Raw genomic sequence first — 13,890 nt, 5'->3', positions numbered from 1 at the left:
CCGCCGCGTTGCCCGAGCCGCCGGCAGCTCGAAGCTGAACACCGAGCCCCGGCCCGGTGCCGAGCGCAGCGCCACCTCGATGTCCAGCTGCGCCGCCAGCCGCCGCACGATCGCCAGGCCCAGCCCGTGGCCGCGCTGCAGGTTGCGCTCCACGTTGCCGATCTGCTCGAAGTCGTTGAACACGCGCTCCTGCGCGTCGGCCGCGATGCCGATGCCGCTGTCGCGCACCTCGATGCGCCAGGCCGCGCCGGCCTCGCGCCGGCGCGCGCGCACCGCCAGCAGCACGCGGCCGCGCGGCGTGAACTTGACCGCGTTGTCCACCAGGTTGGCCAGCACGCGGCGCAGCGACACGGTGTCGGTCCAGGCCAGCGCCCCGGCCGGGCAGCGCACCTTCACGCGGCCCTCGCCCGCCTGCCGCGCCAGTTCGTGCAGCATCGGGGCCAGCGCCACCGCCTCGGCCCGCAGCGGATCGGCCGCGGCTTCGATGCGGCCGATTTCGAGCAGCTGGTTGGTCAGCCCCTCGAGCGCCTGCTGCGCGCGCGCCAGCGAGGTCACGGTGTGCTGCACAGCGGCCATGTCGGCGCCGCTCCTGAGCTGCTGGCGCAGCACCTCGGCCTGCAGGCCGATGGCCATCACCGGCTGGCGCAGGTCGTGGTTGGCGGCCGAGAAGAAGCGCAGCCGCTCGGCCTGCGCCTGCTCGGAGGCGCGCAGGCCGGCCAGCGCCTGTTCGCGCAGCGTGCGCTCGTTGAGCCGCAGGCCGATGTTCTCCTCGAGCTGGCGCGAGCGCTCGGCCACCAGCTTCCACATCATCGCGGTCAGGCCGATGCCGATGACCGCCACGGCGATCATCACCGGCGCGCCCAGCCAGAGGCCGGTGACGATGATCGGCCCCAGCAGCAGCGTGATCGCCAGTTGCGTGGCCGGCGTGTAGAACGACACCGAGAAGGCCGACGACAGCGTCATGCCCATGATGATCAGGCCCAGCAGCAGCTGCAGGTCGGCGCGCTCGGGGTTGAACAGCAGCAGCCCGGCCAGGCCGTGCGCGAGCTCCCAGATGGCGGTGCGCAGCGTGTGTGTGCGCTGTGCCTGGCGCAGGCTGGCCGGCGTGAAGGGCTCCGGCAGGCGCTGCGGGAAGAAGCCGCGCAGCACCGTCACCACGGTGATCAGGCCGATCCACACCAGCGCGCGCGTGAGCGAGTACTGCCACGCGAACAGCGCCGCCACGCCGCAATTGAGCAGGTACTGCACCAGCAGCACCGGGCCGATGGGCCGGATCGACAGCCGCAACACCTCGCACTGGATCGCGAAGCGGTCGCCGCCGGCGGCGGCCGGCGCGGTCGGTGAGGTGGGGGTGGGGTTCATCGGCAAATCGACTATATAGAGAAGGACCGTGACGCGGCGACAATGGAGTCCCCTAGTCGGGCTTCCCGATGGCCAACTTTCCGTGAACGATCTTTCCTTTTTCCTGCCTTGCGCCGCCGGCGTCGAGGAATTCCTCGCCCAGGAGGTGCACGCCCTGACCGGCCGCGCCGGGCAAGACCTGCTCACGCTGCGCGGCGGCGTGCGGGTGCGCGCCGACTGGCGCGACGCCCTGAAGCTCAACCTGCACAGCCGGCTCGCGCAGCGCGTGCTGGTCGAGCTGGCCCATGCGCCCTACCGCAGCGAGAACGACCTCTACGCCATCGCCAACGGCGTGGCCTGGGAGATCTGGTTCACGCCCAAGCAGACCTCAAGATCGAGACCACGGCCCAGCACAGCCCGCTGCAGAGCCTGAACTTCGCCACCCTGCGCATCAAGGACGCCATTGCCGACCGCTTCCGCGCCAAGGCCCACGGCGTGCGCCCCAGCATCGAGACCCAGTGGCCCGACTGCCGCGTGTTCGCCCACCTGACCACCGACACCTGCACGCTCTACATCGACACCTCGGGCGAGCCGCTGTTCAAGCGCGGCTGGCGCCAGGACAAGGGCGACGCCCCGCTGAAGGAAACCCTGGCCGCCGCCATGCTGGCCGCCAGCGGCTGGTGGAACCCCGAGACCGGCCAGGTGTCGGAGCAGCCCCTGTACGACCCCTGCTGCGGCAGCGGCACCATCGCCATCGAGGCGGCGCAGATCGCGCGCGGCATGGCCGCCGGGTCGCTGCGGCGCTTCGGCTTCGAGAAGCTGCTGCCGTTCCAGGCGCACGTGTGGACGGCCATCAGGAATGAAGCCGAGACCCGCGTGGCGGACCGCGGCGTGGCCATCTTTGGCTCCGACGTGTCGCACCGCATGGTCGACTTCGCCGAGCGCAACGCCGAACGCGCCGGCGTGGCGCAGGCCGTGGAGTTCCGCGGCGGCGACGCGCTGCAGCGCATGCCGCCGGCCGAGAGCGGCGTGATCATGCTCAACCCGCCGTACGGCGAGCGCATCGAGGTGGGCGGCGTGGCCGGCACGGGCCGCTTCGGCGCCCGTGAATCGGCGCAGACCGCACAGGGCGAAGAGGGCGACGGCGGCGAGTTCTTCCCGCAGTTGGCCACCCACTGGAAGAAAAACTACGCCGGCTGGACCGCCTGGGTGCTCACGCCCGACCTGAAGCTGCCCAAGCAGATGCGCCTGAAAGAGTCGCGCCGCGTGCCGATGTGGAACGGCCCCATCGAATGCCGGCTGTTCCGCTTCGACATGGTCGCGGGCTCAGCGCGGAAGTGACTCGCCTTCGGGCCGGGGCGCTTCCTTCGGCGGCGCTTCTTTCTGCGGCTCCTTCGGGCGCACGCTGCAGGCGGCATTGACCGTGCGCGCGGCCAGCCCTTGCGGCGCGCCGGGCAGGGTCATCGGGCGGACGTCGCTTTCTTCGAACTGCTTCACCGAGACCGGGTCGCCCACGAAGTTGGGCTGCGCGAAGTAGCTGGCGCTGACATAGCGGGCGCTGCGGGCCTCGCAATCGACGTCGGCCAGGGCCTGGAACGAGCGGAACTTGATGCCGTCGTGGTTGAGGCGGTCTTCCGACAGGTTCATGCGCAGGGCCACGGTGCGGTGCGCGCCGTCCACCTCGATGCGGGCCGGGTCGACCTGCACGTAGCTGCTGGCGGCATCCCCGGGGGTGCCCGTGAGTGTCAGCCACTCGGCCCGGACGCCCGCCGAGGCGAGCAGGACGAGGCACAGCAGCGGTATTCGTTTCATGAAAGAAGGACGTGGTCGGGAAAGCGCGGCATGCGCGCGTGGAATTCTCGCGTACCAGTCCGACGCGGGCCTGACGAGAAGCCCCATGGTGCAACATCGGACCTATTCCCCTGAACATTCCATGACGTTGACAGAACCCGGCCCCGTCGTCATCGACACCAACATCGCGCTCGACCTGCTGGTCTTCGAAGACCCCGCCTGGGGCCCGCTGACCGAGCAGCTCGCGGCCGGCCGCCTGCGCTGGCTCGCGACCGCCGCCATGCGCGTCGAGTTGGCGCGCGTGCTGGGCTACCCGCTGATCGTGCGGCGCATGGCGCAGCGCGCGCTGGCGCCGCAGGCCGTGCTGGCCGATTTCGATGCGCGCGTGCAACTGGTCGAGGGCGTGCCGCCGCGCGCGCCTGCGTCTGCAGCGACCCCGACGACCAGGTCTTCATCGACCTGGCGGTGGCGCACGGCGCGCTGCTGCTGAGCAAGGACAAGGCCGTGCTGTCGATGAAGACGCGGCTGGCCCTGCGCGGCGTGGCCGTGCGGGCGGCGTTCGCGGCCTAGTTGGGCAGCACGGGAGGCGCCGAAGACAGGTGCCAGCGCCCCAGCAGCCGCGCCACGGCCCGCACGCGTTGCGTGTCGCGGCCCCAGCGCCGGCTGGCCGGCAGCTTCTGCGCCCATTTCATGCGCCGCGCGGTGTTCGTGATGCGCTCGCGCACCTCGGCGCTCACGCCAGCCAGCGCCGCGTGCCAGTGCTGCCCGGCCGCCTGCGGCGCGGCGGCCTCCAGCATCATGGCCGTCGAGTGCAGGTAGCTGAGCCAGTCGCGCGCCTGGCATTCGGCCAGCGTCATGACCTCGGCCGGGTCGTCCTCGAAGTCGATGTAGCCGATCACGCCGTCGGGGCATTGCACGAGGTTGCGGTCGAAGGCCTGGCTCAGGTGCTGGCCGCACACGTGCACGGCGGCAATCGCGGCCAGCCCTTCGCGCCACACGGCCAGCAACGCGGCGGGGCCGGCGGCGGCAGCCTGGTCGAGCCGCTCCTGCAGCACCACCGTGGCACGGCCGCTTTCGCCCAGGTCGGAGATCAGCAGGCCGTCCGCCTGCTGCGCCAGCACCGCCGGCACGCGCAGGCCGGCGGCCGCCAGCGTCTTCAGGCGCCGCGCCTCGGTCGCGATGGCGGCCTCGCCGCCCGGGTTGGGCACGGGCTTGATGATGTCCAGCCCCGCCATGCGCGCCACGGCGGCCATCACGCGGTAGCCCCATTTGCCGTGCCGGGGGCCGGCCTTCTTGAGCCACACGCGTTCGCTGCCGAAGCGGTGGCTGGCCACGTTCTTTTCCTGTCGGGGCAGGGTGATGCGCAGGAACTCCGCGTAGTCGCCGGCAGCCGGCGTGCGCGCGAGCGCGTCGAGGGGGGCGGGCGCCGAAGCTGCGCCCTTGCGCGATTGCAGGCGCCCGGCGGCGCCTCGTCTCAATGGGTTCATGCGGCCAATGCGAAGCCCGCCACCAGCCCCTGCGGGCCCTGTGTCACGGGCTGAAAACTCTCTGCACTGGCCAGCGGCCAGTAGGTACGGAAGACATTGTGCTGCGCGTCGAGCGGCCCGAGCAAGGCGCCCGGCTGCACCTGCATCACCAGGTTGCTCAACAGGCGCACCTCGGTGTCGGAAATGCGGCGCACGATATGGTGCGCGGTGATCTGCTGCGGATGGTCCAGGCCCGCGGCCTGCACCAGCTCCTGCAGCGCATGCAGCGTGCTGCGGTGGAAGTTGCGCACGCGGTCGGCCTTGGTGGGCACCACCAGCGCCTGCTGGCGCAGCGGGTCTTGCGTGGTCACGCCCGTGGGGCAGTGGCCGGTGTGGCAGCTCTGCGCCTGGATGCAGCCCAGCGCCATCATGAAGCCGCGCGCCGCGTTGCACCAGTCGGCGCCCAGCGCCATCATGCGGGCCACGTCGAAGGCGGTGATGACCTTGGCGGCGCAGCCGATCTTGATGCGGTGCCGCAAGTTCACGCCCACCAGCGTGTTGTGCACCAGCAGCAGGCCTTCCTGCAGCGGCGCGCCCACGTGGTCGCTGAACTCCACCGGCGCCGCGCCGGTGCCGCCTTCGGCGCCGTCCACCACGATGAAGTCGGGCGTGATGCCCGTGGCCTGCATCGCCTTGACGATGCCGAACCACTCCCACGGATGGCCCAGGCAGAACTTGAAGCCCGTCGGCTTGCCGCCCGACAGCTCGCGCAGCCGGGCGACGAAATGCATCATCTCGGTCGGCGTGGAAAACGCGCTGTGCGACGAGGGCGAAATGCAGTCCACCCCCACCGGCACGCCACGCGCCGCCGCGATTTCGGGCGTGACCTTGGGCGCGGGCAGCACGCCGCCGTGCCCGGGCTTGGCGCCCTGGCTCAGCTTGATCTCGATCATCTTGACCTGCGGGTCGCGCGCGTTGGCGGTGAAGCGTTCTTCGCTGAAGCTGCCGTCGTCGTTGCGGCAACCGAAGTAGCCCGAGCCGATTTCCCAGATCAGGTCGCCGCCGTGCACCCGGTGGTGCTGCGAGATCGAGCCCTCGCCCGTGTCGTGCGCGAAGCCGCCCATCTTGGCGCCCTGGTTGAGCGCGAGGATGGCGTTGGCCGACAGCGCGCCGAAGCTCATGGCCGAGATGTTGAACACGCTCGCGCTGTAAGGCTGCGTGCAGACCTGGGCGGGATTCGCATCAGCGGGCTGCGGCGTGCCGCCGATCACGATGCGGAAATCGTGGTTCGCGAGCTTGGTCGGCTGCATCGAATGGTTGATCCACTCGTAGCCCGCGATGGTCACGTTCAACTGCGTGCCGAAGGGCCGGTTGTCGGGGTCGCCCTTGGCGCGCTGGTACACCAGCGAGCGCTGCGCGCGCGAAAACGGCGCGGCCTCGGAGTCGCTCTCGATGAAGTACTGCCGCATTTCGGGGCGGATGAACTCCAGCAGAAAGCGCAGGTGGCCGATGACCGGGTAGTTGCGCAGGATGGCGTGGCGCGTCTGCCGCAGGTCGTGTACGCCGGTACCGGTAAGTACCGCAAACACGGCCACGCCGATCCAGGCGAGCCACAGATGCGGCGAAACCAGCACGAAGGCCAGGCAGGCCACCAGACCGCCCACGCACAGGGCGAAGGCGCTGTAGCGCGCCGGAAACGGAATAATCGTGGGCATAGAAATAGTGTCGACCGGAGCCTGCTGCATCATAGAGGGCTGTCCCGACCTTGCCATGACGACCATTCCCGACCCCACACCGGCCACTTCGGCCACCCCCGCACCCCTCGGCCCCGACGATTTCGACGCCCTCGACCAGGCGCTCGACGCCATGCGCGAGCACGACGAGGAAACTCCCCAATGGGAGTCTGCGAAGGCTTCATGGCCGCGCTGATCTGCACCCGCCGGCCCATCATGCCCTCCGAATACTGGCCCGTGCTGCTGGGCGACGGCTTCTCGTCCGCGCAGCACATGGAGTTCGTCTGGAACTGGAAGCGCCGCTGGGTCGAGATCGAAGAGGGCCTGGACGCCCCCGTCGAAACGCTTGACGACGAGCGCAGCTGGCAGCCCGAGGTGCTCGACACCCGCGGCGCCATCGCCTCGCTGCCCGAGGAAGAGCGCGCCGAAGTCGCCGGCGAAGCCATTCCGTCGTTCGCCCAGGTGTGGGCGCTCGGCTTCATGTACGCCGTGGAAAACTGGCCCGAAGACTGGGCCACGCCGCGCGACAAGGATGCCGCGCAGATGCTCAACGACGCGCTCGACAACATCGTTGCGCTGACGGAAGACGACAACGCCAAGCCCACGCTGTCGATGTACAGCGACGACGCGCCGCCCAGCGTGAGCCAGCAGCGTCTGGACGACTTCGGCGCCGCCATCTGGGCCGTGTACGACCTGCGCCAGCTCTGGAAGAGCCTGGGCCCCAAGGGCGAGACGCTGCGCAAGGAAGCCACGCCGGGCCGCAACGATCCGTGCCCCTGCGGCAGCGGCAAGAAGTACAAGAAGTGCCACGGTGAGTAACTGAGGGGCCGCGTGCGTTGTTCTTCAGGGCGCGCTCACGCCGCGCCCCCGGACAACGCCCCCGAACTCACGAACACACGAAGCCCGCATGAGCCCCGCCGCTGAACCCCTGACGCCCCGCGCCGCGTGGGTCATGGTGCTGGCGCTGTGCGCCGGGGTCGCGCTGAGCCAGGCGTTCCGCACGGTCGGCGCCATCATGGCGAGCCCGCTGCAAACCGACTTCCATCTGTCGGCCCAGGCCCTCGGGATCTTCTCGGGGGCTTTTCATTTTGCGTTCGGCGCCATGCAGCTGTTCATGGGCATCGGCATCGACCTGCACGGCGTGCGGCGCACGGTGCTGGTCGCGTTTCCCGTGGCCATCGCGGGCGCGCTGCTGTCGGCCGTGTCGTCCAGCTACCTCGTGCTGGTGGCGGGGCAGGCGCTGATCGGCGTCGGCTGCGCGCCGGCCTTCCTGGTGTGCACCGTGTTCATCGCGCGGCACTTTCCCGCCGCGCGCTTCGCGACCGTGTCGGGCATGGTGCTGGCCGTCGGCGGCCTGGGCATGCTGGCCACCGGCACGCCGCTCGCGTGGCTGGTGCAGGCCTATTCATGGCGCGCCGGCTTCGTGGTGCTGGCCGTGGCCGCCGCGCTGGCGTGGCTTGCCATCTGGCACTGGGTGCACGAGCCGGCCTCGGCCGTGCCGCAGGTCAAGGAATCGATTCCCGAGGCCATTCGCCAGTTCGGCGCGCTGTTCGCGATGCCGCACACGCTGGGCATCGTGGTGCTGGGCGCCGTCACGTACGCGGCCTTCATTTCGCTGCGCGGCCTGTGGCTCGGGCCGCTCATGATGGAGCGCCACGGCTACTCGCTGGTGCAAAGCGGCAACGTCGCGCTGGCGGTGTCGGTGATCTCGCTGTTCGGCGCGCCGCTGTTCGGGCGGCTCGACCGCGACGGCGCCTCGCGCCGCCGCTGGATCGTGATCTGCGGTTTCGGCTACGCGGCGCTGTTCGCGCTCATCGCCGTGCTGCATTCGGCCTGGCTCGACATCGGCGGCATGCTGCTGATCGGCGTGCTCTCGGGCTTCATCGTCTGGCAGTACGCGACGTGCGCGGCGCCTACCCCGCCGCGCTCACCGGCCGCGCGATGGCCGTGTTCACGATGGCGATGTTCCTCGGCGTGGCACTCATGCAGTGGGGCACCGGCGTGGCCGCCTCGGTGGCGGCCGCGCACGGCTGCGACCCGCTGACGGCCGTGCTGGGCACCATCGCCGTGCTGCTGGTGCTGGGCATCGCGGCCTTCGCGTGGCTGCCCGCGCCGAAGGCTGCTTCCGCTAGATCTTGAAGGCGCGTTGAATGTCCGGCCGAACCAGGTCGGCGTACTCGCGGTGCTTGCGGATGTAGCCCGCGATGAACTGGCACACCGGAATCACATGCAGCCCCTTGGCGCGGGCCTCGTCGAGCACGTGTTTCGCGATGCCCGAGCCCACGCCCTTGCCTTCATGCTCGGGCAGCACCTCGGTGTGCGTGAACATGATCGCGTCGGTCAGCAGGTTGTATTCGGCATAGGCCGCGAGCTTGCCGTCGAGCGCGGCCTCGTAGCGGTGCTGCGCTTCGTTGTTGGAAAAGGCGAGGGCGGTGTTGGTGCTCATGGTTGGCGTGCCAGGTAGGTTGCGAGGTTGGTGGCAGCGGTGGCACGCACCTTCTTGCGCAGCATCGGGCTCCAGCCCAGCAGCAGGCCCGGCGCGCCGAGTGCCTGGCGCGACCAGGTCCAGAAAGGAAAGCTGTCGCGGTGCGTGGCGATCAGGCCCTCGGGCGTGAAGGTGAAGCGCGCGTCGATGCTGTTGTCCACCAGCCGGCCGGTGGCGCTGAAGCGGTAGTGCGCGTCCCAGTGGGCGCTGCCCGAGCGCTCGTCGGCCCGCACGTCGCGCCAGCTCAGGCGCCACACGTCGGCGCCCTTGGCCTGCGTGGCGCCGGCCAGCATGCGCCACATGCCGCCCACCTCGCGCCGTCCGCGCAGCGAGAAGGCCTCGTCGTCGAACTCGGCATCGCTCGCGTAGCAGGCCTCCATGGTGGGGGCGTCGAGCTTGGCGAACGCGCTGTAGAAGCGCTCGATGGTCTGGGCGTTGATGGCAGCGGTCATGAGGCCTCTTGCTGGGGGTGGATGGCGTGGAGTCAGCGCACCTTGGGAAGGGTGCGGGCGAGGAAATCATAGACCGCGCGGATGCGCCGGTCGGTGCGCACCTCGCGGTGCACGGTGAGCCACACGGGCAGCACGCGCCTTGCTTTATCGCGCCGAGAGCAGCTCGACCAGCGTCTGCAGCGCGTAGTGCACCGTGGCCGCGCGCACCGTGGCGCGGTCGCCGTCGAAGCGGCGGCGCTCGGTGCGCACCTGGCCGTCGACCGACCAGCCGAACCACACCGTGCCCACCGGCTTGTCGGGCGTGCCGCCGGTCGGGCCCGCCACGCCGGTCACGGCCAGCGCCACGCGCGACGGCGGCGAGTGCGCGACGGCGCCCTCGGCCATGGCGCGCGCCACCGGCTCGCTGACCGCGCCGTGCACCGCGATCAGCGCCGCGTCCACGCCCAGCAGCTCGGTCTTGGCCTCGTTCGAATAGGTGATGAAGCCGCGCTCGAACCACGCGCTCGAGCCCGCGAGCTCGGTGCAGGCCGCGCCGATCAGCCCGCCCGTGCAGCTCTCGGCGGTGGCCAGCATCCAGCCCTTTTGCTGCAGCAGGCCGGCCGCGGCCACGACCAGCGCGGGGGTGTCGCGGTCCGCGAGCGTGGTCGGGGTCGTTGCTGTCATTGCTGTCGTCGCTGTCGTCGCTGTCGTCGATACGGAAGAAGAATCCATCGCTTTCACCCTGCTCTCACCAGGCGCGCCACAGCGCAATGACCAGCAGCGTGCAGAAGGCCGCTACCAGGTCATCGAGGATGATGCCGAAGCCCGCGCGCCACCAGCGCACCTGCGCCGCGTCGCGCTGCTTGAACAGCGCGTCGGCCCAGCCCACCGGGCCGGGCTTGGCGGCATCGAAATAACGGAACAGCGCAAAGGCCACGGCCTGCGCCAGCAGCCCGGCCGGCGTCACCAGCCAGAGCACGATCCAGAAGGCGATCACCTCGTCCCACACGATCGCGCCCGGGTCGGCCACGTTCATGTCGCGCGCGGTCACGGTGCAGGCCCACCAGCCGACGGGCAGCGACGCCAGGATGATCCAGCCGATGGTGGCCGGCGTGAACCACAGCTGCATCACCGCGAAGGCGACCCAGGCCCACAGCGTGCCCACGGTGCCGGGCGCGAAGCGCGGCAGGCCCGAGCCGAAGCCCAGCGCGATGAAGTGCGCGGGGTGCGAAAGCATGAAGCCCAGCGTGGCGCGGCGCATCGAGGGGGTGGGCACGGCGCCGGACGGGGAGGGTGTGAAGGAAGAAGCGGACTGCATCAGGGGCAGGAGTGTCGCGCATCCGGGCCTGCGCCTGCTCGCGGGAGTTTTTATTAATCAAAGCAATAGCTTGTTTAATTAAGGCTCGCCGCCTACCATCCAGGCTTCTTTCCTGTCCCTCGCATCCCGTCATGTCTTCTTCTTCCGCCGCCTTGCGGCCCCCGCCACCCATTGCCGCCTGGGGCGAACTCTTCAGCGGCCGCAACGGCTGGCGCGCGCTCGCGCTGACCGGCGGCGTCGCGCTGCACGCCATCAACGTCCACATCGTGACCACCGTGCTGCCTTCAGTGGTGCGCGAGATCGGCGGGCTCGACTGGTATGCCTGGAGCACCACGCTGTTCGTGGTCGGCTCGATCCTCGGCGCCACGCTGTCGGTGCGCCTCCTGGCGGTGCTCGGCCCGCGCGGCGCGTGCCTGGCGGCGCTGGCGGTGTTCAGCCTCGGCTCCGTCGGCTGCGCCATCGCGCCGGCCATGCCGTGGATGCTCGCGGGCCGCACGGTGCAGGGGCTCGGCGGCGGGTTGCTCGCGGCGCTGAGCTACGGGCTGATCCAGCTGGTGTTCGAACAGCGGCTGTGGCCGCGCGCGGTGGCGCTGGTGTCGGGCATGTGGGGCGTCGCCACGCTGTGCGGGCCGGCCGTGGGCGGCCTGTTCGCGCAGGCCGGGCACTGGCGCTGGGCCTTCTGGTTCCTGCTGCCGGTGGCGGCCGCGCAGGCCGTGCTGGTGCTGGTGCAATTGCGGCCCTCGGCCGGCGTGACGCACAGGCGCCCGGCGACCATGCCGCGCGTGCCGGCGCCGCAGATCGGGCTGCTGGCGGCCTCGGTGCTGGTGATCGCGGCCAGCGGCCTGCTGTCCGATGTGCTCTGGCAGGCCGTCGGCGTGGTGCTGGGGCTGGCCATCGGGTTCGCGGCCGCGCGCATCGACAGCCGCGCCGCCGTGCGCGTGCTGCCGACCGGCGCCTATGCCATGAGCGCGCCGCTGGGCGCCATCTACGCGAGCGTGGCGCTGCTGCTGATCGGCACGGACACCGAGATCTTCGTGCCGTACTTCCTGCAGCTGCTGCACGGCCATTCGCCGCTCGCGGCGGGCTATCTCACGGCCGCGATGGCCGGCGGCTGGAGCGCGGGTTCGCTGCTGTCCTCGGGGCGTAGCGGCGCCGGGGCCGACCGCATGCTGCGCGCCGGCCCGGTGATCTGCACGCTGGGGCTCGTGGCACTGGCCTTGCTGCTGCCGTCGCCGGGCGTGTTCGGCGCGGGCATCGAGACATTGCTGGTCGCGGTGGCGCTGGCGGCTGTCGGCCTCGGCGTGGGCATCGGCTGGCCGCACCTGCTGACGCGCGTGATGTCGCTGGCGCCCAAGGGCGAGGAAGGCCTGGCCTCGGCCTCGATCACCACCGTGCAGCTCTACGGCATGGCCGTGGGCGCGGCGGTGGCGGGGCTGGTGGCGAACGCGGCGGGGCTCACCACGCCGGGCGGCGTGGAGGGCGCGCAATCGGCGGCGGCCTGGCTGTTCGCAAGCTTCGCGCTCGCGCCCGCGCTGGCCGTGTGGCTGGCCTACCGCGCGGTTGCCAGGCGAACCTGGTGAACCCGTTGAGCGTGGTGGCGCGCGGGCCTCAGGCGACCACGCCTTCCCAGGCCAGTGCCCGCCGGCGTGCCAGCACGCGCCGGCTTTCGCCGCGCAGCATGCCCACCAGGTCGTAGACCTCGGCCGGCAGGTGCGCGCCGCGCCAGGCCACGTGCTGGTCGGCGCGGCACAGCACCAGGCGGTGCGTGTAGGCCTTGGGCACTTCCTCGGTCTCGATGTCCAGCACCGTGAGCGGCATGCTGTAGGCAGCTGCGGCCCGCTCCAGCGGGCGCACGTCCACGCTGCGGTCGAAGCGCAGCACCGTGTAGCCCGGCCCGAAGGCGTCGTACAGCGAGCGGCCGTCGGCCAGCCAGAAATGCGGCGCGCGGCAACCCGGCACGGTGGAGGGCGTGAACTCGCCCATCGAGTACGTCGGCGCGGTGTGCTCGCCGTCGGCCACGATGATCGGCGAGCCGCTGTAGAAGTAGCCGAAGTTCAGCCCCGCGCAGCAGAACTGTTGCACGTTCAGGTCGTAGGCCTCGCTGCCGATCTCGGCGCGCAGCGCGTCGCCGGCGGGGCCCGGCTCCTCGATGTTCGGCGGCACGGCGCGGCGCGCGCGGATCATCTTCTGTGCATGGTCCATCGCGAAGCGCGACACCTGCTCGGTGATCGGCTGGCGCTCGGCTTCGTAGGCGTCGAGCATGGCTTCGTCGCCCCAGCCCTGCACCACCGCGCCCAGCAGCCATGAGAGGTTGAGCGCATCGGCAATGCCCGCGTTCATGCCGTAGCCCGCGTAGGGCACCCACAGGTGCGCCGCGTCGCCGGCCAGGAACACGCGGCCTTCGCGGAAGCGGTCGGCCACGAGGCGGCGGCCGATCCAGTCTTCCTTGCTGATGATCTCGTACTCGAAATCGGGGCCCACGCCCAGGATCTCGCGCAGCGCCGTGTCACGGTCCACCGAATCGAACTCGGGCTCCTCGGCGTTCAGGTGGTTGTGCACCAGCCAGTTCTCGCGGCCGTCGATGGCGAACATCGTGCCGCAGCGGCGCGGGTTCATCGCGTAGTAAGACCAGGCGGGCTTGCCCGGAATCATCTCGCGCAACTTCGGCGCGCGGATGAAGGTCGACTGCACGCGCTGGATCACGGCCGTGCCTTCGAGCTTGGCGCCGATCTGCTTGCGCACGCCGGAGCTGCCGCCGTCGCAGCCCACCATGTAGCGGCAACGGATGCTGCGCGTCACGCCGCTGTCCATGTCGGTGGTGACGGCGGTCACGCCCTCGTGGTCTTGCGTGAAGCCCGCGAACTGCGTGCGGTTCAGCAGCTGCACGCCCGGCAGCGCGGCCGTGTGCTTCAGCAAAATGGGCTCCAGGTAGATCTGGTTGATGCGGTGCGGCGGCTCGGGCGTGGGCCACCAGCCGTCGGGGCCGGTGGTGTCGGTGTAGCGGTCGCGCCGGCACGGAATGGGAATGCGCGTGAGCTCGGTGCCCGTCACGGTGGTGCGAAACACCACGTCGTTGGGGTGGTCGGCCGGCAACCCCGCATCGCGCAGCTTCTGCGCCACGCCCAGGCGTCGGAACTGCTCCATGGTGCGCGAGGCCACATGGTTGCACTTCACGTTCGGCGGTTCGGCGAAGCGGCGGGTCTCGCAGATGATCACGGAGACCCCGCGCGAAGCGAGGTCCATGGCCAGCGTGAGCCCCACGGGGCCGGCGCGACGATCAGCACGTCGGCCTGCAATGCTGCGGTGTTGTCGGTCATGTTCACTG

9 protein-coding genes and 5 pseudogenes are annotated in these 13,890 nt (G+C 70.7%); 5 read left to right on the top strand and 9 right to left on the bottom strand.

What is annotated here, in order from left to right; genetic code table 11:
* Positions 1-1,362 (bottom strand): HAMP domain-containing sensor histidine kinase (locus tag BMG07_RS26835; RefSeq protein WP_198087086.1); only part of this gene is annotated, 1,362 nt, incomplete at its 3' end.
* Positions 1,363-1,444: 82 nt separating this feature from the next.
* On the opposite strand from BMG07_RS26835, the pseudogene BMG07_RS26830 reads away from it, so the two are divergent.
* Positions 1,445-2,682: pseudogene (locus BMG07_RS26830) on the top strand (class I SAM-dependent RNA methyltransferase).
* On the opposite strand, the gene BMG07_RS26825 reads toward BMG07_RS26830, so the two are convergent.
* Entirely contained in the window at positions 2,668-3,153 is a 486-nt protein-coding gene (locus BMG07_RS26825; RefSeq protein WP_198087085.1) for a surface-adhesin E family protein, read from the bottom strand. The pseudogene BMG07_RS26830 and the gene BMG07_RS26825 sit on opposite strands and share 15 nt — an antisense overlap.
* 121 nt (positions 3,154-3,274) lie before the next feature.
* On the opposite strand from BMG07_RS26825, the pseudogene BMG07_RS26820 reads away from it, so the two are divergent.
* A pseudogene (locus BMG07_RS26820) lies at positions 3,275-3,702 on the top strand (putative toxin-antitoxin system toxin component, PIN family).
* Here BMG07_RS26820 and BMG07_RS26815 read toward each other — a convergent pair.
* Both BMG07_RS26815 and BMG07_RS26810 read right to left on the bottom strand, forming a co-directional pair.
* Positions 3,699-4,619 (bottom strand): hypothetical protein, encoded by a 921-nt coding sequence (locus BMG07_RS26815; protein WP_198087084.1) that lies wholly within the window; start codon positions 4,617-4,619, stop codon positions 3,699-3,701. The pseudogene BMG07_RS26820 and the gene BMG07_RS26815 overlap by 4 nt on opposite strands.
* Complete coding sequence (locus BMG07_RS26810; protein ID WP_198087083.1) at positions 4,616-6,313, bottom strand: FMN-binding glutamate synthase family protein; 1,698 nt, start codon at positions 6,311-6,313, stop codon at positions 4,616-4,618. The genes BMG07_RS26815 and BMG07_RS26810 overlap by 4 nt, the downstream gene beginning before the upstream one ends.
* Before the next feature lie 55 nt (positions 6,314-6,368).
* Here BMG07_RS26810 and BMG07_RS26805 point away from each other — a divergent pair.
* A pseudogene (locus BMG07_RS26805) lies at positions 6,369-7,150 on the top strand (UPF0149 family protein).
* Positions 7,151-7,283: 133 nt separating this feature from the next.
* Positions 7,284-8,470, top strand: a pseudogene (locus BMG07_RS26800) (MFS transporter).
* Here the strand turns inward: BMG07_RS26800 and BMG07_RS26795 are convergent.
* The 4 genes from BMG07_RS26795 to BMG07_RS26775 all read right to left on the bottom strand — a co-directional run bounded on the left by BMG07_RS26795 (position 8,460) and on the right by BMG07_RS26775 (position 10,508).
* A complete protein-coding gene (locus BMG07_RS26795; RefSeq protein WP_198087082.1) occupies positions 8,460-8,777 on the bottom strand; it encodes a GNAT family N-acetyltransferase in 318 nt (105 codons plus the stop codon). The pseudogene BMG07_RS26800 and the gene BMG07_RS26795 sit on opposite strands and share 11 nt — an antisense overlap.
* The gene (locus BMG07_RS26790; RefSeq protein ID WP_198087081.1) at positions 8,774-9,268 is read right to left on the bottom strand and encodes a nuclear transport factor 2 family protein; all 495 of its coding nucleotides are present in this window, start codon (positions 9,266-9,268) and stop codon (positions 8,774-8,776) included. The genes BMG07_RS26795 and BMG07_RS26790 overlap by 4 nt, the downstream gene beginning before the upstream one ends.
* A 144-nt stretch (positions 9,269-9,412) precedes the next feature.
* Entirely contained in the window at positions 9,413-9,931 is a 519-nt protein-coding gene (locus tag BMG07_RS26780) for a CinA family protein (RefSeq protein ID WP_198087080.1), read from the bottom strand.
* Positions 9,932-9,995: 64 nt separating this feature from the next.
* The gene (locus tag BMG07_RS26775) at positions 9,996-10,508 is read right to left on the bottom strand and encodes a phosphatidylglycerophosphatase A (protein WP_198087089.1); all 513 of its coding nucleotides are present in this window, start codon (positions 10,506-10,508) and stop codon (positions 9,996-9,998) included.
* Between the two features lie 188 nt (positions 10,509-10,696).
* Between BMG07_RS26775 and BMG07_RS26770 the strand changes: the two genes are divergently transcribed.
* The gene (locus tag BMG07_RS26770) at positions 10,697-12,145 is read left to right on the top strand and encodes an MFS transporter (protein WP_198087079.1); all 1,449 of its coding nucleotides are present in this window, start codon (positions 10,697-10,699) and stop codon (positions 12,143-12,145) included.
* A gap of 28 nt (positions 12,146-12,173) precedes the next feature.
* Here the strand turns inward: BMG07_RS26770 and BMG07_RS26765 are convergent.
* Positions 12,174-13,882: pseudogene (locus BMG07_RS26765) on the bottom strand (FAD-dependent oxidoreductase).
* Between the last annotated feature and the right edge of the window lie 8 nt (positions 13,883-13,890).

This window comes from Variovorax sp. E3 (assembly GCF_016082275.1).
In the GTDB taxonomy this organism is placed as follows: Bacteria; Pseudomonadota; Gammaproteobacteria; order Burkholderiales; family Burkholderiaceae_C; genus Variovorax.
This window is presented reverse-complemented; position numbering and strand designations above follow the sequence as displayed.